Below are 21102 nucleotides of genomic sequence, written 5' to 3'. Positions count from 1 at the left end.
ATAGTCAAATGGCCGCTGCTGAAATGCATTGGCCAGCTCAGACATTGTTACAAATTGGCCTCTGCGAATGAAGCTAATCGGCTTCTAACAACTCCGTTCAGATTAATGGTGGTACTGCCCTCAAAGTTCTTAAAGCGCTCGACAATATAGGTTAGTCCTGAGGTCACTGCTGTCAGGTAGTTGCTATCAATTTGCGACAGGTTACCGGAACAGATTAACTTGGTACCCTCGCCGCAACGGGTAATAATAGTTTTTAACTGCGCTGCACTGAGATTCTGGCATTCGTCGAGGATCACTATCGCATTTTGAATGCTGCGGCCGCGCATAAAGTTAACCGACTTAAACTGGATATTGGCTTTCTCCATAATGTAATTCACACTGGCGTGCGGATGCTCATCGGTTTTATGCAGCACTTCCAGCGAATCGGTGATGGCCGCCAGCCAGGGCGCCATTTTTTCCTCTTCTGAGCCGGGTAAAAACCCGATCGACTCAGCAATTTCCGGAGTATTTCGGGTGACGATGACCTTATCGTACATGCCTTTCTCAATCACCAGCTCCAGCGCCGCGGCAAGGGCAATCAGGGTTTTACCGCAACCGGCGGGGCCAGTCAGGATCACCAGATCCATCTGTGGATCCAACAGCGCCTGTAACGCCATTGCCTGATAGATATTTTTCGGATGAATACCCCAGGCATGGCGGTGCATCATACGTTCCACACCATAATCCGCAATCTTCAGCTCTGTCTCAGTGATCGCCAGCACCTTGCCGGCAAAGGTTTCTGCCTCATCAATCAGATATTCATTTACGTAAGCATTAGGTAGTACCTTGCGGCTGATATAGTGCACGACCTCGCGGCCCTCATTGACGGTACGACATTCGCCAACCTGTGACCAGAACTCGCCGCCAAACTTGTAATAGCCTTTGTATAGAAATCTGACATCGTCAATTAGCTGGTCTGTGCGGTAATCTTCGACCAGCTTCAACCCGGCGCCCTTGGCCTTAAGCCGCATATTGATATCTTTCGTCACTAATATGACTTTGACCGGACTCTTTTCACGCTGTAAATAAAGGGCAGTATTAATAATCAGATGATCGTTTTCACCACCGGGTAAGCCAGGGATTTCATCTTTTAAATGGTGGTCGTTAATAATAAAGATATGTCCGCTGGGTCTTTCATCACTGCGGGCCGGTAAGGCCACACCATGCAACATCTGTTCGGGTGATGCATCTTTCAGTACATCCTCCAGCGCCCGGATCGCCACCCTGGCGTCACGGCTAACATCCTTATGCCGGTCTTTAATATGATCCAGCTCCTCCAGTACGGTCATCGGGATTACAACGTCATGTTCTTCGAAGTTTAGGAAAGCGAAAGGTTCGTGCAGCAGAATATTGGTATCAAGGACGTAGATCTTTTTCTCTTTCGATTTTTTCCGCGCCATAGGCACTGCTCCTTTTTGTTTTCACCCACAGATTTTTGCATCCTGTTAGTTCAGCATAGTGCATCCGTCTCAGACTGCTATACTGAGTGACAGTTTTTTTAAACTACCCTGTGACTACCTTGCGACATTCAGATGACAGAAAAATGACCGCAGCCGCTTGTTTTGCTGATGCATCTGAGCGTTTTTCGCTGTACCATGGCGCCCCATTTTTAGACTGCCAGGATTACGTATGAGATTTGCACTGGGCCAACGCTGGATTAGCGACGCGGAATCAGATTTAGGGTTAGGAACCGTTATCGCAATTGAAGGGCGGATGCTAACGTTATTGTTTCCGGCCAGTGGCGAAACCCGGCTCTATGCTCAGCAAGAAGCTCCGCTAACCCGCGTTACCTTTAATGTTGGCGACCAGATTAAAAGTGCAGAAGGCTTCAGTATCCTGGTGCAGGAGTTAAGCGAGCAACAGCAGCTGCTGAGCTATCATGGTGTGCGCACCGATAATGGCGAGCCCGTGGTGCTGCGCGAGACCTTTCTCGATCATTTCCTCAGCTTCAATAAGCCGCAGGACCGCTTGTTCGCGGGTCAGATCGACCGTTTTGAGTACTTTCCACTGCGTTTCCAAAGCTGGCAGATGCAACAACAACTGCAACAAAGCCCACTACGCGGTTTGGTCGGTGGACGGGTGAGCTTAATTCCGCATCAGCTGTATATCGCTCATGAGGTAGCCAAACGGCATGCTCCCAGAGTATTGCTAGCCGATGAGGTCGGCCTGGGTAAAACTATTGAAGCCGGTCTTATCCTGCACCAACAGCTATTAACTGGATTAGCCAGTCGGATCTTAGTGGTTGTACCAGAATCCTTACAACATCAATGGCTGGTTGAGATGCTACGCCGTTTTAACCTGCGATTTGCCATTTTTGACGAGGAACGCTGTCAGCAAGCCCAACTCGATGCAGAGAATCCGTTTGACACCGAGCAACTTGTGCTCTGTAGTCTGGAGTTTCTGACCAAGAAAAAAAGCTGGCACGAACAAGCCGTTAGCAGTCACTGGGACATATTGGTTGTGGATGAAGCCCACCATTTGCACTGGTCACCTGAGACGGCTAGCACAGAGTATCAAAGGATCGAGAGCCTGGCTCAAGATACTGCCGGCTTAATCTTACTTACAGCGACCCCTGATCAGTTAGGTCATCAGAGCCACTTTGCCCGCTTGAGATTATTAGATCCAGACCGTTTTTACGACTATCAGGCTTTCTTAGCGCAAGAACAAGATTTCCAACATATTGCCAGCCTGGCAAAGCAACTGTTGCAACATACTCCCCCCAGTGCACCATTACTGGATGACTTACGGCAGCTATTGACTGATGAGCAAAGTCAGCAGTTAATCGGGCAGTTGCGCGAACCCAATGCTGATCTAGTCGAGCTTAAACAAGCGCTACTACAACAACTCTTGGATCGGCATGGCACCGGGCGTATTTTATTTAGGAATAGTCGCGCAGCCATCACGGGGTTTCCGCAACGCTTGCCACAACCTGCGGCGCTCTCCTTACCAGAACAATATAAAAATGCACTAAAGGTGTACCAAAATCTAAATCTGGACGCGCCACTGTCCGCCCGTATTAATGCGAATTTATTCCCGGAAATGATTTTTCAGGAATTCGAAGGCAGCACCAGTCAATGGTGGCAATTTGACCCCAGAGTCACCTACTTATTGCAACTACTAAAAGACAATAAGCCCGCAAAGTTCTTGGTGATTTGCAGCAAAGCCGCAACAGCTATTGCGCTGGAGGAAGCATTACGGGTACTCGAGGGTGTGCGAGCTGCTGTGTTTCATGAAGGTATGAGCATTGTCGAACGCGACAAAGCTGCGGCCTACTTTGCCCAAGAAGAATATAGCGCGCAAATTCTATTATGCTCCGAAATTGGCAGTGAGGGGCGCAACTTTCAATTCGCCCATCACTTGGTGTTATTTGACCTGCCACTCAATCCAGACTTACTGGAGCAACGGATCGGTCGCCTGGACCGTATTGGTCAGCAAAGTGATATACAAATTCACATCCCGTACTTTACCGACACGGCGCAACAAGTTCTGTACCGCTGGTATCAGGACGGTTTAAATGCTTTTGCGCATACCTGCCAAAGTGGTCGTCTGATCTTAGAGCAACAACGGGGCGCTCTGGAGCAACTGCTGGCTGCGAATCAATACAATAATGCAGAGATAACACCATTAGTAGAACAGGCACATTCGTTAGCGCAAGAACTGCAACAACAACTAGAGCAAGGGCGCGATCAGCTACTTGAGTTAAACTCCGCCGGTGGTGAGCGGGCAAGCCTGCTATGCCAGCAGGTTGCGCAACTCGATCAGGATGTAAAGTTGCCAATGCTGATGTTTAAAGCCTGGGATCTGCTTGGTGTCGCTCAGGAAGATCGCTCTGATACCAGTATTATCTTGCGTCCATCTGAGCAACTTCAGATGAACTACCCCGGACTAGACGATGAAGGTACCAGCGTCACCTTCGATAGAGCCTGTGCACTGGCAGAAGAAGACATTCAATTTTTGAGCTGGGATCATCCTATGGTCACAGGCACTCTGGATATTCTTACGAATGAGCAGTTCGGTAATAGCTCAGTAGCATTACTTGCCAATAAAACCCTGCCGGTCGGAACCTTTTTTGTCGAGTTGATTTACATTGCTGAAGCCAGTGCCCCACCTGCCCTGCAGCTTGGACGCTACCTACCACCGACACCCATTCGGATCTTGGTGGACAAGAGCGGTAAAGATTTAGCTGCAAAAGTCGCCTTTGAACATTTCAACCGGCAATTAAAACCCGTTGGTCGGCAAACCGGAACTAAACTGGTCAGTGCTTTACAAAGTATGATCCACCCTCTGCTGGCTAAAGCAGAGATGCAGGCTATGACCCAGTTAGCGGCGATACGACACAAAGCGGAAGTCAGCTTGCAACAGCACCTTACGGCGACTATTGAACGTCTGCAGGCATTACAGGCCGTTAACCCGCTGGTTCGACAAGATGAAATTGACCACCTACAGCAGCAACGTTACGAAAGCATAAAATATTTGGAAAAGGCCCGCTTAAAACTCGATGCCATTCGCCTGATTGTGGTAAGTCACGACTAAGATGCTGTTGCATTATAACCCACCGATGTCGCCCTATTTGGATGTCCTCTATCAGGATGACCATTTAGTGGCGCTGAATAAGCCGAGTGGCTTACTGTCTGTGCCTGGTAAGGCGGCGGAGCATTTCGATAGCCTGCAATACCGGGTACAACGGGTTTGGCCAACAGCCTCAATAGTGCATCGTTTAGATATGGCAACATCAGGTGTGCTGGTTATGGCCCTGACAAAAGACGCTCAACGTGAGTTGAATCGCCAATTTCAACAACGGCTCACCACAAAACGTTATTTCGCCAGAGTTGCCGGCCAGATCCAAGCGGATAAAGGCAGTATTGACCTACCGTTAATCTGCGACTGGCCTAACCGACCTAAGCAAAAGGTCTGTTATCTGCATGGCAAGGCATCACTTACCCATTTTCATGTGTTATCGCGCCAGTCAACTTCTAGCCTTGTTGCACTTGAACCCGTGACCGGCCGCTCACACCAGTTAAGAGTCCATCTGCAGATGCTTGGGCACCCTATTTTGGGCGACAAGTTTTACGCCGGTCAGTTTGCAACCGCAGCAGAGCGTTTGTTACTGCATGCTGCTGAACTTACTATTCTGCACCCGATATCGGGTGAAAGAGTGAAGTTTTATGCAGAATGTCCATTTTAGTGAAAAAAACGAACCTTTATTAACGCAACATTCAGTTAACCAAGCTATTATTGGACTGGCGTTAAAATAATCAGCTAATTTTGAACTAAACTAATAATACTGCGAAAACAATATGGTAAACTTACCACAGTTTGCTAGGTTGGATGAATCTAAGGAGAAACGGATGAAACTGAAAGCAACCGCTATTGCAGTTCTTGCTGCATTACCGCTATTTAGCGCACAAGCCTTCGCTAATACACCTTCTGCACAAGATCTCGAAAAGAAAGTTTTCGGTTCATTATTTGGCGAAGGGTACTGGACTGATGTTCGTAAAGGTCAGTCAGCATTGTGGAACAATGTTGATGACGGCTGGGGCGTTGGTTTGGAGATCGGCTATCGTCTGAACGAAACCTGGGCTGTACGTGCAGAATATGCCCGTCAAAGCATGGACTCATTAACTCAAAGCTCTCGGGTCACCGGTGATCGTTTTGGTTTAGACGCAATGTATCACCTGGCCAATTCAAACGTTTATCTGGTCGGTGGTTGGAAGCATTTTGAGCATAACATCGCGTTCGATGCGCTGAATATTGGTGTTGGTTACCGCCATTTTGTCAACGAAAGCGTGGCATTGTTTGTTGAAGGTAACCGCTTCCGCGGTATCTCTAAGAGCCAATGGAATGACGCATCAATCAAAGTTGGTGCCAGCTGGATTTTCGGCGCTACGCCGGCTCCTGCACCAACTCCGGCACCACAGCCTGAACCAGCTCCAGCACCGGTAGTCGTAGATTCGGATGGTGACGGCGTACCAGATAGCCGTGATAAGTGTCCAAACACACCAGCAGGCCATAAAGTGGATGCTGACGGCTGTACTATCTACACCGAGAAAATGGACCGGGTAGGTGATGTTGATATCGAGGTGTTGTTTGCGTTTGACTCAGCGACCGTATCACCCGAAGGTCGTACTGAAGTCAATAATCTGGCTGCCTTTATGAAACGCTTCCCTGAAGCGGTAGTATTTATTGAAGGTCACGCTTCTAACATCGGTAAACCAGATTACAACCTGCGTTTATCAGAGCGTCGCGCCAAAGCTATCGCAGACCTGTTAGTTGCGCAAGGCATTGATAGTTCACGCATTACCTACAAAGGTTTTGGTGTAACTCAGCCACGTGTACAAGGCAATACGCGTGAAGCTCATGCTGCTAACCAGCGTATTGAGGCTAAGGTTACCGCTAAAATCAAACAACCTGTAATGCGTTAATTCGCGAATTGTGATGAAAAAAGCCGCTGCTCGCAGCGGCTTTTTTATTTTTAAAAACTTTGGTATTGCCCAGACGGAGGAAGGCTGCTAATTTTTAGTTCGCTATTATAAACTCTGGGAATGAGTAATGAAGTCGTGCTTTTTAAGATTGGGGGCTCTGATCGGTCTCGGTCTGTTTTGCTCTCATGTTATGGCAGAAACCACTGCTGACGCTTTGATTCAGTTAGAGCAGGCTGCTCACGTATGTAATGATGAAGACGAAACAAAACGCCTGGCTGCAAATGATCATCTACGTGAAATGGCTAAAGCTTTGGTTGAGTTTAAAGCCACGAAATACTGCTTTATTATGCAACCTTCTGTCTTGGTCAGATTATTAGAAAATCACGGTAACTACGTTAAGTTTAGCCATGACAACAAAGTGCTTTTTACCTTTGCTGAGCACCTGCTAAGTGCAAATAATTAAATTTCATGTCACAGAGCCTGGTCAAGTATCAGTTGATTAAAGCTTTAGCAGCAACGACCGATAAGCTGTTATCACTCTCAATTAGCCGGTGCTTATGGCAAAGTTGCTATTACAAGTCTTGGCCGTCGCCATCTGTTGCTGGCCTCTTCCCCATTTGGCGGCCAACTGGCAAGATTTATATCGGCAGTATCCTGAAGCACAGCTGCAGTCAATTCAAACCGCGACGCTTCCATTTAGCGTTTTAATGCGGGAGGCCAGTGCCCCCCGGAAAGGTACTGTCGTTTTGATGCCCGCGGCGAATTTACCCGTCGCTCCCGAACTATTTTTTAATTTGCACCACCAGCTGCCAGACCAGGGCTGGACACTAATTATGCTGCCGGCTCCCGACTATCACCAACAAAGCGGGAGCTTCGCCGACTTTCAGCAGCAATTACTCTCGCGCTGGCAGCCGCTGCAGTCATTGATAGCGCAAGGGCCTATTATTCTAATCGCCGAGGGCAACACTGCGGGGTTGTTACAAGGATTATTATCCGAGCGAGCCATTGCAAATATCAGCGCTCTGGTCAGTATCGGAGCCTATTGGCCCGAGCCAGCATATAATAATTTGATACAGCAACAGCTGATTAATCATAATCTTCCGGTGTTAGATATTGTTAGCCCCAGCTTTCATCCGGCAACTCAGGCCACAGCATTACAACGTCAGGTTCAGGCTCGAATGACCAACCCACTTTATCGTCAGTACCCGCTGTTGGGTGTAGATCAGCATCCAGCGCTGTTGACCACTCAAGTAAAGACCTTGCTCGGCTGGCTGCAAACTAGCGGTTTTTAGCGCGCTGCTGCTTTATCGTTTCGTACGCAGCCTGAATATCCTGCGAGCGTTTCTTTGCGACATCAAGCATCGCTTCAGGCACACCTTGCGAAATCAATTTATCAGGATGATGTTGCGCCATCAGCTTCCGATAAGACCGTTTTAATTCGTAATCGGAAACATCCGCTTTGCATCCCAGTACCTGATAGGCTGCAGCCAGTGTCTGACTATTGCTTGCGGCTGATCTGTCGTTGCCTTGCCTTGCCTGATAGGCTTGCAATAATTGTTCTAAGGTACTGCGGGAGATACGCAGAATATCTGCCATTTGCCAGAGCAAATCCTGCTGCTCTGGCGTAATGCGGCCGCCGGTACAAACGGTGCTAAGCTGAATTTCTAAAAACAATTGCAGTACGTCAGGCCTTTTCCGATAGCATTGATAGAACTCGGCAATTTGAGCGCGAAATGGGAAGTTAACGGCCTTACCGTCACGGAACGCGTCCTGAGCCTCTTTTTGTTGCCGGCCGGTCAACCTCAGCTGTTGCATAAAGTGGTTAGCTTGCTCAATATGGGCCTTAGTCACTACGCCTGTTGCTTTTGCCAGGTGTCCCATAATCGCGAAACTACTGTACATAAAGAGAGCTTGTTCATCCTCTGAACCCTGAGATGCAGAAAAATCTGACCATACTATCGCCCGACGAGCAAACCACTGATCGACAAGGTGCCCGAGCAATACACCTAAAAACAAACCGGGAACCTTCAACAAAGCTAACCCGAATAAGGCACCAAGCACTTTACCCCACACCTGCACTTCTCCGAATATAGGCCCATAACGCCGGTGACGGCCTTTTATAACAGTAACAACATTAAGCGGCACTATATCGGATTAGCAGGAATTCTAAAATTGATTTATCATAGCCAACCCGCGCTTAGCGGCGTAACACAATGGTATAGACGAGATAAGAGCATGAAGCACGGTTTAAGTTTAGCAGGACTCATCTGGCTAGCACTGCATCCGCTACCGGCAAAAGCTGACCCTAATTCTGTTGCAACTTGCTACCTTCCAATGACGATACCAGAGGTATTACGTCAGGCAGATCCACAAGATGGCCGAATTCAGATTTTCTCCGAACAAGTTCAGTTAATAGAAAACCAACAAGCAGACTTCTCTGGCTCAGTCCAAATCTTACAGCGTGATACCTTGCTGCAGGCGCCACGGGCCCGCTATCGCGCTGCACAACAACAGTTAGTAGCAGAAGGCGGCATTGAATACTACAATAGTGACCTTTATGTCAGTGGTCGGGTATTTGCTGCGGATCTGGCCAATAACTCTGCACGACTTGGCGATGCCCGTTATCAGTTTATTAGTCAGGCCGGCCGTGGTGAGGCGAGAGCGCTAACTGCTTCGGCAGAGCAACTTAGCCTGGAACAAGCGCTGTTTACGACCTGCCCGCAACAGGATAATAGTTGGGGTCTGTTCGCTGAAGAAATTAGTATTCAATCAGACTCAGGATGGGGTGAAGCCCGCCACGCGGTGTTTAAAATTAAAGATATACCCGTGTTTTACTTACCCTATCTGACATTTCCAGTTGATGATCAGCGAAAAAGCGGTGTACTACTTCCTAAGGTTGGCAGCTCACAGCGGGTTGGTTTAGACCTGGAGCTACCGTATTACTTCAATCTGGCCGAGAACTACGATTTAACGCTGAGTCCGCGTTATATGAGTAAAAGAGGGACTCAGCTAAAATCAGAGTTTCGTTATTTAACGCCGCAGCACCAAGGTCAGCTCCAGCTGGAATACTTGCACCGGGATAATGACAAGGCTGCTGACTTCGGCCAGCGCTATCTGGGACACCTTAGCCATCGCTCAGACTTTACCAGCCGCTGGCGTGGTTACATTGATTTTACCGATGTGAGTGACGACACTTATCTCACCGAATTGGGTTCTGATTATAATAATCAGAGTGATACCCAGTTATATCGTGAAGCCAGTCTCAGCTATTTTGGTGAACGCGTTCACTCTCATTTAAAAGTGCAAGGGTTTGAAATTCTTGGTAATTACAACACTGCTTATCAAGCTCTTCCGCAACTCAGCCTAAGTTCAGCCAGACCACTGCATCTGACAGAAAATATTCAGGCGTTGTGGCGTGGGCAATACGCCCACTTTAGAAATGCGGATGCTTTCTTTACTGCAGCAGATCGTATCCATGTGGAGCCGACGATACGGCTACCCTTAATTACGCCAGCCTTTGAACTTACAGCAGAGACCAGTCTCCTTTACACTTATTACCAGCAACAGAGCGAGCAGCAACTTAACGCTGAGCAGCAGGAAATTAGTCGTACCATCCCCAAAGTCCGGCTGCATGCCAGGGTTAACTTTGAGCGCGAATATGATTGGTTTGGCGAGCCAGCATTACAGACTTTTGAACCTCAGGTTCAATATTTATATATCCCATATCGTGACCAGAGCTTAATTGGACTATACGATACCACGCGCTTACAGGACGACTATTACGGTCTGTTCCGGCAGAATCGCTTTTCTGGTTTGGACCGCATAAATGAGGCGAATCAGCTCACTTTGGGCTGGACGACGCGCTTCTATGACAACATTGACAACGAATTATTTCGTTTCAGTTTGGGTCAAATCTTTTTCCTGAAAGAACCAGAACTGACTAATGACCCATTAACGCAAGACTTAGTATCAACCGAATCAATGCTGGCGTCAGAAATGATTTGGCATTGGTATCGGCGTTGGTACGTGAGCAGCGCCCTACAGTACGATATAGACAGCAAAAAGTTAATTAAGAGTAATGCCAGCCTCGATTACCGAGGCAGCGAGAATACCTTATTTCAATTGAACCATCGCTATAGCCGTGCAGTCTCAGGGGTGGAAATCCAACAACTTGGATTATTTGGCGCGGTTCCGCTGCAGCAAAACTGGCAACTGATTGCGAGTTACTACCGGGACGTGACAAATCATCGTATGATAGACGCCAATTTTGGCATCCAGTATGAGTCATGCTGCTGGGCAGTGCGCTTGGTGGCAAAACGTCAACTCCGAGCTAACCTGGAAGCTAACATCAGTAATTTGAATCAGCTAAGCCGGCTTGATACAGGTTTTAGCTTGCAGTTTGTGTTAAAAGGTTTTGGTGACAAAGCAGGTTTTGGTGTTTCCGATATGTTGTCGAATGGTATCTTCAACTACCGTCGGCCGTATTTACTAACAAATTAATGTAGGAATTTATGAAGTTACAACAACTTATCTGTGCTTTTATGCTTGGTGCTGCCAGTTTGGCGCTCTGTGCTGCCGAACGGGAAGTCGACCGGGTAGCAGCTATTGTCGATAATGGCGTAATTTTAAAAACCGACATTGATGAGATTGTTGAGCGAGTAAAACGCAATGCACGAGCACAAGGTCAAACCTTGCCCTCAGATCAGGCATTACGTACTCAAGCTACTGAACGTCTGATTATGAACAGTTTGCAACTGCAAATGGCACAGCGCATGGGGTTGCAGATTTCTGACGCCCAGTTGGACGACACTATTCGCAATATCGCCCAAGACGAAAATATGACTTTGGAGCAATTTCGCCAACGTGTAACGGCAGAGGAAGGTAACTATGAACGCTTCCGGGAAAAGGTACGCGAAGAAATTATTACCAACGAGGTACTGCGGGCTAACGTACAACGCCGGATCTATATCAGCCCGCAAGAAGTCGATAACCTGCTGAAACTGATGGAAGAACAGGGTGCCATTAATGAACAGTACAAACTGGGCCATATCCTGATTGCCATCCCGAGCCAGGCAACGACCGAGCAAACCAATGAAGCACGCGAGCGTGCCGAGCAAATTGTTAAATTATTACGTGACGGTAGTGATTTCCGCCGGATTGCCATTGCCTCATCCAGTGCCGCTAACGCTCTTGAAGGCGGCGAGTTAGATTGGATGGGCGTCAATGAAATGCCAACCCTATTTTCTGAAGCGATCCGTGGTCGTAAAAGAGGTGATTTGGTTGGTCCGCTGCGCTCCGGCGCGGGTTTTCATATCCTGACGATTTTTGATATCCGCGGTGAAAACGTAACTGAACTACTGGAAGTTAAAGCCCGGCATATCCTGGTGAAGCCTTCGATTATTGTCAGTGAAGAACGAGCCCGTAACCTGCTGCTCGATATTTTACAAAAGGTGCAGGCTGGTGAAGCAGACTTTGCCGAGATGGCGAAACAACATTCTGAAGACCCAGGCTCGAAACTAAACGGTGGCGAACTCGGTTGGAGTGAACCTGATGTTTACGTACCCGCGTTCCGCGATACCCTGAACCGGTTGCAATTAAATGAAATCAGTGAACCCTTCCGTACCGAACACGGTTGGCATATTGCGCAACTGTTGGATCGTCGTACTGTGGATGCCACTGCCGATCGTAAGAGAGAGCAGGTATACCGGATGATCTTCAACCGCCGTTTCAACGAGGAGTCCACCAGCTTCCTGCGCGAACTGCGTGATGAAGCCTATATTGAAGTTCTGGCTGACAACTGATGACCTTGCGCCTGGCAATAACCCCCGGTGAACCCGCCGGTATAGGTCCAGATCTGGTACTGGCGTTGGCACAACAGGCCTGGCCGGTTGAGTTGGTTGTTTGCGCTAACCTGCAGCTGCTGCGCGACCGCGCACAGCAACTGGGTTTGCAGGTACAGTTTTTACCCTTTGATGCGGCTGTAGCTGCGAAACCACAGGCAGCAGGCACGCTGACAGTTCGGGATTTTCCGCTGGCCGCTGCCGTCGTTCCTGGCGAGCTCAATGCTGCCAATGGCAACTATGTTGTCGAGACCTTAACAGCAGCCGGCGCAATGGTGATCGCGGGAGAGGTCGCTGCCATCGTCACCGGACCAGTGCACAAAGGTATTATCAATCAAGCGGGTATTGCTTTTAGCGGCCATACCGAGTTCTTTGCCCAGCAATCCAACACCCCTTATGTGGTGATGATGCTGGCCACTGAAGGTTTAAGAGTGGCACTGGCTACCACCCATATTCCACTGGCCTATGTTGCCAAAGCCATTACCCGTGAACGTTTATTAAAAGTGCTGACCATTTTGCATCAGGATCTGCAGCAGAAATTTGGCATCCCTGAACCGAAAATTTATGTGTGCGGCTTAAATCCACACGCCGGTGAAGGTGGTCATCTGGGCCGCGAAGAAATTGATGTGATTATCCCGGCATTAAATGAGCTGCGCTCGACCGGGATGCAACTGTTCGGCCCGCTACCCGCCGATACCCTGTTTCAACCCAAATATCTGAACGATGCCGATGCCGTGTTGGCCATGTATCACGATCAGGGGTTACCGGTTCTGAAATACAAAGGCTTTGGCCGCTCAGTAAATATCAGCCTGGGCTTACCCCTGATCCGGACCTCTGTCGATCATGGTACCGCCCTGGATCTGGCTGGCAGCGGCAAAGCCGATCCTGGCAGCTTGTTTCATGCTGTCAGAGAAGCCATCCAACTGGCACAACGCACCCTGGATAATCATGACTGACAATATTCATCAGGGCCACCGCGCCCGCAAACGCTTTGGCCAAAACTTTTTACATGACCCTCAGGTCATTGGCAGAATCGTCAAAGCGATAGCACCGAAAAGCACAGATCTGCTGGTCGAAATTGGGCCAGGTCTGGGTGCGCTGACGGAACCGGTTGCTGAGGCGGCAGGAAAACTTACAGTGGTAGAGCTGGATCGCGATCTGGCTGAGCGTCTGCGCCAACACCCTACCCTTGCTGACAAACTGCAAATCTTTCAGGCTGATGCCATGAAGTTTGATTTTCGCCAGTTAATTCAGCCCGGACAAAAACTCAAAGTCTTTGGTAACCTGCCATACAATATTTCAACTCCTTTACTGTTTCATCTGTTTGAATTCGCGGATGAAATTGAAAACATGCACTTTATGCTACAAAAGGAAGTGGTAGATCGGATGACGGCCAGCCATGGGGGTAAGGACTATGGTCGCCTCAGTGTGATGACACAGTACTATTGCAAGGCACTGCCGGTCGTGCAGGTGGGGCCAGGCGCCTTTAAGCCGGCGCCGAAAGTCGATTCTGCAGTGGTACGCCTGATCCCTTTCCCCAAAGCTGAGCGGGCCGCCGTTGACCCGGCCATCCTAAACCGGGTTTGTCTGGAAGCCTTTAATCAGCGCCGTAAAACACTGCGCAATGGCTTCAGTAATTTCGCCACTGCTGAACAAATTGAAGCCCTGGGCATCAACCCGGGGTTAAGACCCGAGCAACTTCCAGTTACTGACTTTATCCGCGTTGCGCAGTGGCTGGCGACACAGGAAAAGACGGATGCAAGCTGAACATCAGGTCAAGGTTTCGGTAGACAGTTTTTATCTTGGCGCTCAGTCTGATCCCGCCGAACAACGTTATGTGTTTGCTTACTGTGTCAATATTACCAATCACAGCAGCCTGCCAGTGCAGCTGCTGCGACGCTACTGGCTGATCACCGATGGCAACGGTAAACAAACTGAGGTCGCCGGTGACGGGGTGATCGGGGTACAGCCGGAGCTGCAACCGGGTGAAACCTACAGCTATACCAGTGGTGCAGTATTAGAAACCCCTGTCGGCACTATGCAGGGTTACTACGAAGTGATTGATGCTGCCAAACACCCCTTTCAAACCCCTATCCCGCTGTTCCGACTGGCCATGCCGCACGCGCTGAACTGATGGCTACCTACGTTATCGGCGATTTACAAGGTTGCTTTGAACCGCTGCAGCGCCTGCTGGCAGCGCTGAATTATCAACCGGCGCAGGACAGCTTATGGTTCTGTGGTGACCTGATCGCCCGCGGTCCTGATTCCTTAGCCTGCCTGCGCTTTGTTAAGCAACTGGGCAGTGGCGCCCGGGTCGTACTGGGTAACCATGACCTGAACTTTATTGCCCACTATTATGGCTATGGCAAAATTAAAGCCGCCGATAAGCTGGAGGCGCTGCTGGCAGCGCCGGACTTAGCAGAACTGGTGCGTTGGCTATGTCAACAACCCTTATTACAACGCGGGCCAGAGGATACCTATTGGATGTTACATGCCGGCCTGGCCCCGGACTGGGACCTACCGACGGCAATTAGCGCCTGCGCCGACGTTTCCCGGCAGTTACAGCAAGATCCCGTGCCACTACTCGCAGCCATGTACGGTAACTTACCGGCACGCTGGGCAGATGCCCAAACTGAAGAGCAACGCTGGCGCTATACCATTAACGCCTGCACCCGGATGCGCTTTTGCCATCCCGACGGCGCACTAGAGCTATCCAGCAAGGCTGCGCCAGAAAATCAACCGGATTTGGTACCCTGGTACGAATTCTGGCGCAATAAACCTCATCCTGAGTTATTATTCGGCCACTGGGCCGCGCTCAACGGTCAAAGTCCGATAGCCGATATTCAGGCGCTGGACACAGGTTGTGTATGGGGAAATCTACTGACCGCCTATTGCGTTGAAAGCAGACAACGTTATAGTGTCAGAGCAGAACAACAATAATAGGTTAGGCTTGGCCACTCGGCCCCGTCTTTGCTGCATAAGACAGTACAGTCCGACCACATAATTCGATCAAACTGGAGTTGTTATGAAGTTGACCGTAAAACTAAGGGTAGTTGGCGGTTTCAGTGTGATAACCTTGCTGTTGCTGATTATTGGCTTTACCGCCTACTCGCAACTGAGCAGCATTAGTTCCTCTACCGCCGAAGTAAACAATGTTTCAATCCCGGCTTTAGAAAACAGTGCGTTAATGAAGAGCGAGTTTGTGCTGATGAGTAAAATCAGTCTGCAAGCCTTTAATGCACCGACCAACGAACAGATTAGCAGCCTGCGCGAGCAATTTGCTGCTGAACAACGCGCTTATTCGACCGCTGCCGCAGAGCTTAACAAAGCAGTACAGCAACAACAACGCCTGCGGGAAGCGACACAACCTGTTGCGGCAGCCTTTGACGCCTTTATCCCACTTTCGAATCAGTTATTTGATCAACTGGCACAAAACCTTCAGTTACAAAGCAGCATCGACAGCAAAATGGCCGAGCTGGAAGGGCATGCTGATGATATGGCGTCCTTACTGCTCGATTTTACTGACTTAAGCAATGTGCGCAACCGCTTTCCACGTGCTTATCAGGCTGCGACACAAATGGAGACCGGGATTAATAGTCTGATCAGCGTGGTAGTGGATTTGAACCGCACCAGCAATGACAATACCGCCAGTACTATCAATAATGATATTGCATTCCGGTTACAGGACTTAGAAACCCAGCTGCAAGTTATGCTGAGCGAGGCGTCACAGGTTGCCATGCCACAAGAGCTGGCCGATAAACTACAAGACGTAGTCCAGTTATTAGATGCCAGCCAAGGCATACCCGCCCTGAAAATGCAGTTTTTGCAGGGCAAAACCCGAGCGTCACAGCTGCTGCAACAAGCGGACGAACAAACCAGCATGGCGATCACCCGTCTGAATGCTTTATTGAACCAAAGCACCCGGGTAGCGGCAGAAATTCAGGAGCAAAGCCGTAGCAGTGTTAGCAATGCCGTCACCGCTATCTTTATCGTCATGCTGTTTTCTGTGCTGATCGCGGTCTTTATTGCCTACCGTACCGTGTTTGCGATTGTTAAGCCGCTGGAAAAAGTCAACGCCATGCTAAGTGTAGTTGCCTCAGGTGACCTGACACAGAAGCTGGACGATCGCAGCCAGGATGAGTTTGGTGATCTGGCTCGCAATATCAATAAGGTTAACCAGAGTCTGCAGCAACTAATTCAGGGTATTATCTCGCGTTCAACCCAGCTGGCCGCGGCCTCAGAAGAAACCTCAGCTATTACGATGCAAACGACACAGGCAATTCGCGAGCAAAAATCTCAGGTCACTCAGGCCGCAACAGCTACGACTGAGATGAGTAGTACGTCGCAAGGTGTATTACAAAGCTCGCATGATGCGCTGAAAGAGATCAAGAATGCCGATAAAGAAGCTGAACGGGTGAAAGGTATTTCTTTGGAAAACAAAGCTATCATTACTCAGCTGTCGCGCGAAGTGGAACAAGCATCGCAGGTGATCAACAAGCTGCATAAAGACAGCGCCTCTATTGGTAGCATCCTCGATGTGATCCGCGGCATTGCTGAGCAAACCAACCTGCTGGCATTAAACGCCGCCATTGAGGCCGCCCGGGCCGGTGAACAAGGCCGCGGCTTTGCCGTTGTGGCCGATGAAGTACGCTCACTGGCCAGCAAGACACAGGCTTCGACCCAGGAAATTCAGGCGATGATCCAGGCGCTGCAAAGCGGTGCTCATGCTGCGGTAGAAGCGATGAACAAAGGTAAGAAACAAGCCGAGGATTGTGTTGCCAAGACGGAAGTCGCCACCTCAGCACTGGATTCGATTACCCATGCTGTACATCTGGCTCACGACATGAGCGAACAGATTTCCAGTGCCGCCAAAGAGCAGCATCAGGTATCAGCTGAGATCAGCGGTTTGCTGGAGTCTATTGTGGCAATCGCCGAACAAACTGCTTCAGGTGCCGAACAAACCTCAGCCTCCAGCCATGAAGTGGCGAAGCTGGCGGAAGAGCTACGCCGTTCAGTCGATCAGTTTAAAGTGTAACCTGACTCAGACGCCAAAAAGGCCAGCGTGATGCTGGCCTTTTTTAATTTGCTGTTTTGCTATTTGACGGCTTGCTTGTTGCCTTAAACGTAGCTCAGTCACTACGCTGTAATGCCTACTGCCGTTCCAGGGTAATAAAACGATAACCCAGCGGATTCTCTGCGCTCTGTGGATGTTCCTCGCGCGCGATCTCCTGCCAGTTGCCCGCAGCACGGTAATCTGGGAAAAAGGCGTCTCCGGCGGTTTCAAGCGCGATTTCAGTCAGGTATAAGCGCTGGGCCAGCGGCAGACACTGCCGGTAAATCTCGGCACCGCCAATAATCATCACTTCCGGCTGTTCCGCCAATAAGGCTAACGCCTGCTCGATGCTACTGACCCACTCGACCGGGCTATCGGCAGGTGGCGTTTGCCGGCTGATAACGATATTACGCCGTCCTGGTAAGGGCCGGCCAATCGACTCAAAGGTCTTACGCCCCATTACCACCGGCTTACCGAGCGTGACTTTTTTAAAGTGTTGTAAATCAGCGGGTAAATGCCAGGGCATTTGGTTATTTAAACCAATCACCCGCTGCTGCGCCATCGCGGCTATCATCGAAATCCGCATCGTCTGACCTAGCGCTGGTAAATCACTTCAACGTCGTAATCGTCGTCGTCGAAATCATCATCGTCATCCAGATCATCTTCCAGCGAGTTGACTTCCTCATGGTAGTCATCCCACTTAAAGGTTACCGGATCAGCCGCTTGCTCGCTGGCTTTTTCTTCCGGTAGCTGCTCGATATAGTTCAGGATCTCGCGTGATAGCTGCTGGGTATTTTCGCGCGAGGCAGCAGATATCTTAAATACCGGTCCCTGCCAGTCCAGTGCTGTCGTCACCTGCTGCACAATCTCTTCCAGTTCGTCTTCAAGTACCAGATCCAGCTTGTTAAATACCAGCCAGCGTGGCTTGGCAGCAAGCTTGGCACTGTACTTGTGCAGCTCCTGAATGATGGTTTGCGCATTTTCTGCCGGATCGGAACCGTCAGCAGGCAGTACATCAATCACATGCAATAATAGACGGCAGCGCTCCAGGTGTTTCAGGAACTGAATACCCAGACCAGCACCTTCAGCGGCGCCTTCAATCAGACCCGGGATATCGGCAATCACAAAGGAGCGGTGCGACTCAACGCGGACCACACCCAGATTTGGTACCAGGGTGGTAAAAGGATAATCGGCTACTTTCGGCTTGGCAGCAGATACCGCGCGGATCAACGTCGATTTACCGGCATTAGGCAGACCTAACAGACCGACATCGGCCAACAGTAGCAGCTCAAGACGTAAATTACGGATCTCGCCCGGCGTACCATTGGTTTTCTTACGTGGTGTACGGTTGGTACTGCTGGCAAAACGGGCATTACCTAAACCATGCCAGCCGCCTTTGGCGACCATTAACTTCTGGCCATTGGTAGTCAGATCGCCAATCACTTCATCGGTATCAACATCCACCGCCCGGGTACCCACCGGCACTTTTAATACCAGATCGGCACCGCGCTTACCGGTACAGTTGACGCTGCCACCATTCTCACCGCGTTCAGCGCTGTGATATTTTTCAAACTGATAATCGACCAGCGTATTCAGGTTCTCATCCGCTTGCAGATAGACGTCGCCGCCATCCCCACCGTCACCGCCATTTGGCCCGCCTTTGGAGATAAACTTTTCCCGTAAAAAACTGATAATGCCGTTGCCGCCGTCGCCGGCCTCGACGCGAATTATCGCTTCATCTACAAACTTCATCGGTGCTGTCCTGCTTAACTGTGCTTAGGAACCTGACTTATGCAGCCAAGTATAACCTATGTCGGGGGGTGCGGAAAATTTATAAAAAAACCCCGCACCAGGCGGGGTTCTTTCGAAGATCTGCAGCTTATTCGCTGACGATGCTAACGAACTTACGGTTGTGTTCGCCTTTCACTTCGAATTTCACTTTACCGTCGGTTAAGGCGAATAAAGTGTGGTCTTTACCGATACCAACGTTGCTGCCGGCATGGAACTTAGTACCACGCTGACGCACAATGATGTTACCTGCTAATACAGACTCACCACCGAAACGCTTAACACCTAAGCGTTTAGCTTCTGAATCGCGACCGTTACGAGTGCTACCTACACCTTTCTTACTTGCCATGTGTCGATACTCCTGTTACGCGCTGATGCTGGTGATTTTCACTTCAGTGAACCACTGACGGTGGCCCATCTGCTTGCGTGAATGCTTACGACGACGGAACTTGACGATCTTGATCTTATCGCCACGGCCATGGCTGACCACTTCCGCTACTACTTTACCACCTTCAACTAAAGGGGCACCGATGTTGATAACTTCGCCGTTAGCGATCATCAACGGGGTAAATTCGATTGTTGCGCCTGTTTCCAGGTCTAACTTCTCCAGACGAAGAGTCTGACCTTCCGTCACACGGTGCTGTTTGCCACCACTTTGGAAAACCGCGTACATAGTTAACTCCGTACAAAGCACGCCATCGCTTGTTAAAATAAAGGGGCGTGTTAATTCAATTCACAGGGCGCGAATTGTACGCAATTTCCCCCACAGCCGCAAGCACAATTATGAAAAAGATCTGCTGACGCAGAAAAGGATCCAGATTTCATTTTAGCCAAGCCTGCTATTAGTGTAGAATTGCCGCCATTCAGAGACTTAACGCAGTTGTTGGCAAATGACGCTCGACGAAATTCAACGCCTCGCGGCCGCCGATATGACGGCAGTAAACCAGCAGATCTTCTCTCAACTCAGCTCCGACGTGGCGCTGATTAACCAACTTGGTATCTATATCGTCAATAGCGGCGGTAAAAGGTTACGCCCTTTACTGGCGGTATTAGCTGCCCGGGCGCTGGGTTATCAGGGGCAGCAACATATTAGTGTTGCGGCTATCGTCGAGTTTATTCACACCTCGACCCTGCTGCACGATGACGTGGTGGATGAGTCAACCATGCGCCGTGGTAAAGAAACTGCTAACGCGCTGTTCGGCAATCAGGCCAGTGTATTAGTTGGTGATTTCCTGTATAGCCGCTCGTTTCAGATGATGGTGTCATTAAACAGTATGCGGGTAATGCAGGTACTGGCCGATGCCACTAACATTATCGCTGAAGGCGAAGTGCTGCAGCTGATGAATGTCAATGATCCGGATACTACCGAGCAAAGCTATATGCAGGTCATTTACTGCAAAACGGCCAAATTATTTGAAGCGGCAACCCAGTTAGCCGCCGTCATTTCCGACCAACCCGCTGCGATCGAGCAAGCGATGCAGGCCTACGGTATGCATCTGGGTACCGCCTTTCAGCTAATTGATGATGTGCTGGACTACCAGGCTGATGCTGCAGAGCTGGGCAAAAATATCGGTGATGATCTGGCTGAAGGCAAACCCACCCTACCGCTGCTACATGCGTTGAAAATGGGTAACGAAAGGCAGCAACAATTAATTCGCGAGGCCATTACCGAGGGCAATGGTATGCAGCACTTTAGCGAAATTATGACAGCCTTAGAGCAAACCGGCGCCTTTGACTACACCCGTGACAAAGCAGTACAAGAAGCGAAAGCCGCGCAATTAGCGTTGCAACCACTGCCGGATAGCCCCTATAAGCAGGCGCTGTTAGCATTGGCCGATATCGCTGTATCACGCAGTCACTAAAGGGTGCTGTCACTTGAGGGTGATAGTACAAACCGAATCCGCAAAAACATAAAGGCGCCAACGGCGCCTTTCAGATTAATGACAACCCCCGGTTTTTT

19 protein-coding genes are annotated in these 21102 nt (G+C 49.7%); 13 read left to right on the top strand and 6 right to left on the bottom strand.

Annotation, left to right across the window (positions count from 1 at the left end; translation table 11 throughout):
- Positions 1-47 precede the first annotated feature (47 nt).
- Positions 48-1439 carry a PhoH family protein gene (locus AJE_RS11680; RefSeq protein WP_008951025.1) on the bottom strand — a complete coding sequence of 464 codons (1392 nt, stop codon included), beginning with the start codon at positions 1437-1439 and terminating at the stop codon, positions 48-50.
- A gap of 229 nt (positions 1440-1668) precedes the next feature.
- Between AJE_RS11680 and rapA the strand changes: the two genes are divergently transcribed.
- From rapA to AJE_RS18565, 5 genes are all read left to right on the top strand, one after another.
- A complete protein-coding gene (gene rapA / locus AJE_RS11675) occupies positions 1669-4572 on the top strand; it encodes an RNA polymerase-associated protein RapA (RefSeq protein WP_008951024.1) in 2904 nt (967 codons plus the stop codon).
- Between the two features lies 1 nt (position 4573).
- Complete coding sequence (gene rluA, locus AJE_RS11670; protein ID WP_008951023.1) at positions 4574-5224, top strand: bifunctional tRNA pseudouridine(32) synthase/23S rRNA pseudouridine(746) synthase RluA; 651 nt, start codon at positions 4574-4576, stop codon at positions 5222-5224.
- A 163-nt stretch (positions 5225-5387) separates the two neighbouring features.
- A complete protein-coding gene (locus AJE_RS11665; RefSeq protein WP_008951022.1) occupies positions 5388-6461 on the top strand; it encodes an OmpA family protein in 1074 nt (357 codons plus the stop codon).
- A 190-nt stretch (positions 6462-6651) separates the two neighbouring features.
- On the top strand, positions 6652-6924 hold the full coding sequence (locus AJE_RS11660; protein WP_008951021.1) for a hypothetical protein: 273 nt from the start codon (positions 6652-6654) through the stop codon (positions 6922-6924).
- 370 nt (positions 6925-7294) lie between these two features.
- On the top strand, positions 7295-7753 hold the full coding sequence (locus tag AJE_RS18565; protein WP_157999936.1) for a DUF3530 family protein: 459 nt from the start codon (positions 7295-7297) through the stop codon (positions 7751-7753).
- Here AJE_RS18565 and djlA read toward each other — a convergent pair.
- Positions 7740-8534 (bottom strand): co-chaperone DjlA, encoded by a 795-nt coding sequence (gene djlA, locus AJE_RS11650; RefSeq protein ID WP_050858395.1) that lies wholly within the window; start codon positions 8532-8534, stop codon positions 7740-7742. The two genes, AJE_RS18565 and djlA, sit on opposite strands and share 14 nt — an antisense overlap.
- Before the next feature lie 162 nt (positions 8535-8696).
- Between djlA and AJE_RS11645 the strand changes: the two genes are divergently transcribed.
- From AJE_RS11645 to AJE_RS11615, 7 genes are all read left to right on the top strand, one after another.
- A complete protein-coding gene (locus AJE_RS11645; RefSeq protein ID WP_008951018.1) occupies positions 8697-10961 on the top strand; it encodes an LPS-assembly protein LptD in 2265 nt (754 codons plus the stop codon).
- An 11-nt stretch (positions 10962-10972) separates the two neighbouring features.
- Positions 10973-12262 carry a peptidylprolyl isomerase SurA gene (gene surA, locus AJE_RS11640; RefSeq protein WP_008951017.1) on the top strand — a complete coding sequence of 430 codons (1290 nt, stop codon included), beginning with the start codon at positions 10973-10975 and terminating at the stop codon, positions 12260-12262.
- The gene (gene pdxA / locus AJE_RS11635; protein WP_202799383.1) at positions 12259-13257 is read left to right on the top strand and encodes a 4-hydroxythreonine-4-phosphate dehydrogenase PdxA; all 999 of its coding nucleotides are present in this window, start codon (positions 12259-12261) and stop codon (positions 13255-13257) included. Before surA ends, pdxA begins: the two co-directional genes overlap by 4 nt.
- Positions 13250-14068 carry a 16S rRNA (adenine(1518)-N(6)/adenine(1519)-N(6))-dimethyltransferase RsmA gene (rsmA, locus tag AJE_RS11630; RefSeq protein ID WP_008951015.1) on the top strand — a complete coding sequence of 273 codons (819 nt, stop codon included), beginning with the start codon at positions 13250-13252 and terminating at the stop codon, positions 14066-14068. Before pdxA ends, rsmA begins: the two co-directional genes overlap by 8 nt.
- A complete protein-coding gene (gene apaG, locus AJE_RS11625) occupies positions 14058-14435 on the top strand; it encodes a Co2+/Mg2+ efflux protein ApaG (RefSeq protein WP_008951014.1) in 378 nt (125 codons plus the stop codon). Before rsmA ends, apaG begins: the two co-directional genes overlap by 11 nt.
- On the top strand, positions 14435-15241 hold the full coding sequence (locus tag AJE_RS11620) for a symmetrical bis(5'-nucleosyl)-tetraphosphatase (protein ID WP_008609262.1): 807 nt from the start codon (positions 14435-14437) through the stop codon (positions 15239-15241). The genes apaG and AJE_RS11620 overlap by 1 nt, the downstream gene beginning before the upstream one ends.
- An 85-nt stretch (positions 15242-15326) precedes the next feature.
- Positions 15327-17336 carry a methyl-accepting chemotaxis protein gene (locus AJE_RS11615; protein ID WP_008951013.1) on the top strand — a complete coding sequence of 670 codons (2010 nt, stop codon included), beginning with the start codon at positions 15327-15329 and terminating at the stop codon, positions 17334-17336.
- 115 nt (positions 17337-17451) lie between these two features.
- Here the strand turns inward: AJE_RS11615 and folA are convergent, their stop codons facing one another.
- The 4 genes from folA to rplU all read right to left on the bottom strand — a co-directional run bounded on the left by folA (position 17452) and on the right by rplU (position 19815).
- Positions 17452-17940 (bottom strand): type 3 dihydrofolate reductase, encoded by a 489-nt coding sequence (gene folA, locus AJE_RS11610; protein ID WP_169313978.1) that lies wholly within the window; start codon positions 17938-17940, stop codon positions 17452-17454.
- A gap of 8 nt (positions 17941-17948) precedes the next feature.
- Complete coding sequence (gene cgtA / locus AJE_RS11605) at positions 17949-19106, bottom strand: Obg family GTPase CgtA (protein WP_008609265.1); 1158 nt, start codon at positions 19104-19106, stop codon at positions 17949-17951.
- Positions 19107-19233: 127 nt separating this feature from the next.
- Positions 19234-19491: a 50S ribosomal protein L27 gene (rpmA, locus tag AJE_RS11600; RefSeq protein WP_008609266.1), complete on the bottom strand. Its 258-nt coding sequence runs from the start codon at positions 19489-19491 to the stop codon at positions 19234-19236.
- A gap of 15 nt (positions 19492-19506) precedes the next feature.
- Positions 19507-19815 carry a 50S ribosomal protein L21 gene (rplU, locus tag AJE_RS11595; protein ID WP_008951011.1) on the bottom strand — a complete coding sequence of 103 codons (309 nt, stop codon included), beginning with the start codon at positions 19813-19815 and terminating at the stop codon, positions 19507-19509.
- Between the two features lie 217 nt (positions 19816-20032).
- On the opposite strand from rplU, the gene ispB reads away from it, so the two are divergent.
- Complete coding sequence (ispB, locus tag AJE_RS11590; protein ID WP_008951010.1) at positions 20033-21004, top strand: octaprenyl diphosphate synthase; 972 nt, start codon at positions 20033-20035, stop codon at positions 21002-21004.
- Positions 21005-21102 lie beyond the last annotated feature (98 nt).

Origin of the sequence: Alishewanella jeotgali KCTC 22429, from assembly GCF_000245735.1 — a bacterium.
GTDB classification, from domain to species: domain Bacteria; phylum Pseudomonadota; class Gammaproteobacteria; order Enterobacterales; family Alteromonadaceae; genus Alishewanella; species Alishewanella jeotgali.
Note: the sequence above shows the minus strand (reverse complement) of the source record. Positions and strands in the feature narration are given on the sequence as shown.

What these genes read in the sequence shown, in the direction of transcription:
- rluA (WP_008951023.1), top strand. Translation starts at nt 4,574, where the DNA reads ATGCTGTTGCATTATAACCCACCGATGTCGCCCTATTTGGATGTCCTC.
- AJE_RS18565 (WP_157999936.1), top strand. Translation starts at nt 7,295, where the DNA reads ATGCTGCCGGCTCCCGACTATCACCAACAAAGCGGGAGCTTCGCCGAC.
- AJE_RS11645 (WP_008951018.1), top strand. Translation starts at nt 8,697, where the DNA reads ATGAAGCACGGTTTAAGTTTAGCAGGACTCATCTGGCTAGCACTGCAT.
- rpmA (WP_008609266.1), bottom strand. Translation starts at nt 19,491, where the DNA reads ATGGCAAGTAAGAAAGGTGTAGGTAGCACTCGTAACGGTCGCGATTCA.
- surA (WP_008951017.1), top strand. Translation starts at nt 10,973, where the DNA reads ATGAAGTTACAACAACTTATCTGTGCTTTTATGCTTGGTGCTGCCAGT.
- rapA (WP_008951024.1), top strand. Translation starts at nt 1,669, where the DNA reads ATGAGATTTGCACTGGGCCAACGCTGGATTAGCGACGCGGAATCAGAT.
- AJE_RS11620 (WP_008609262.1), top strand. Translation starts at nt 14,435, where the DNA reads ATGGCTACCTACGTTATCGGCGATTTACAAGGTTGCTTTGAACCGCTG.
- cgtA (WP_008609265.1), bottom strand. Translation starts at nt 19,106, where the DNA reads ATGAAGTTTGTAGATGAAGCGATAATTCGCGTCGAGGCCGGCGACGGC.
- rplU (WP_008951011.1), bottom strand. Translation starts at nt 19,815, where the DNA reads ATGTACGCGGTTTTCCAAAGTGGTGGCAAACAGCACCGTGTGACGGAA.
- rsmA (WP_008951015.1), top strand. Translation starts at nt 13,250, where the DNA reads ATGACTGACAATATTCATCAGGGCCACCGCGCCCGCAAACGCTTTGGC.
- AJE_RS11680 (WP_008951025.1), bottom strand. Translation starts at nt 1,439, where the DNA reads ATGGCGCGGAAAAAATCGAAAGAGAAAAAGATCTACGTCCTTGATACC.
- ispB (WP_008951010.1), top strand. Translation starts at nt 20,033, where the DNA reads ATGACGCTCGACGAAATTCAACGCCTCGCGGCCGCCGATATGACGGCA.
- AJE_RS11615 (WP_008951013.1), top strand. Translation starts at nt 15,327, where the DNA reads ATGAAGTTGACCGTAAAACTAAGGGTAGTTGGCGGTTTCAGTGTGATA.
- apaG (WP_008951014.1), top strand. Translation starts at nt 14,058, where the DNA reads ATGCAAGCTGAACATCAGGTCAAGGTTTCGGTAGACAGTTTTTATCTT.
- AJE_RS11660 (WP_008951021.1), top strand. Translation starts at nt 6,652, where the DNA reads ATGGCAGAAACCACTGCTGACGCTTTGATTCAGTTAGAGCAGGCTGCT.
- folA (WP_169313978.1), bottom strand. Translation starts at nt 17,940, where the DNA reads ATGCGGATTTCGATGATAGCCGCGATGGCGCAGCAGCGGGTGATTGGT.
- AJE_RS11665 (WP_008951022.1), top strand. Translation starts at nt 5,388, where the DNA reads ATGAAACTGAAAGCAACCGCTATTGCAGTTCTTGCTGCATTACCGCTA.